Consider the following 388-nt stretch of genomic DNA (forward strand, 5'->3'; position numbering starts at 1 on the left):
CTTCTCAACTCACCTTCACAGGCTTACAGAACGCTCCTCTACCGCATCATCCAGAGGATGATACCCGTAGCTTCGGTGCATGGTTTGAGCCCCGTTACATCTTCCGCGCAGGCCGACTCGACTAGTGAGCTATTACGCTTTCTTTAAAGGGTGGCTGCTTCTAAGCCAACCTCCTAGCTGTCTAAGCCTTCCCACATCATTTCCCACTTAACCATGACTTTGGGACCTTAGCTGACGGTCTGGGTTGTTTCCCTTTTCACGACGGACGTTAGCACCCGCCGTGTGTCTCCCATGCTCGGCACTTGTAGGTATTCGGAGTTTGCATCGGTTTGGTAAGTCGGGATGACCCCCTAGCCGAAACAGTGCTCTACCCCCTACAGTGATACAT

The 388-nt window shown here is 52.6% G+C and carries 1 rRNA gene; it reads right to left on the minus strand.

Annotated features, from left to right (window positions below):
- Positions 1-388: ribosomal RNA gene (locus BAE31_RS11180) — 23S ribosomal RNA — on the minus strand; the annotation flags it as partial.

It is taken from the genome of Bacillus sp. I-2 (genome assembly GCF_001974945.1).
GTDB lineage: Bacteria > Bacillota > Bacilli > Bacillales > Bacillaceae > Bacillus > Bacillus safensis.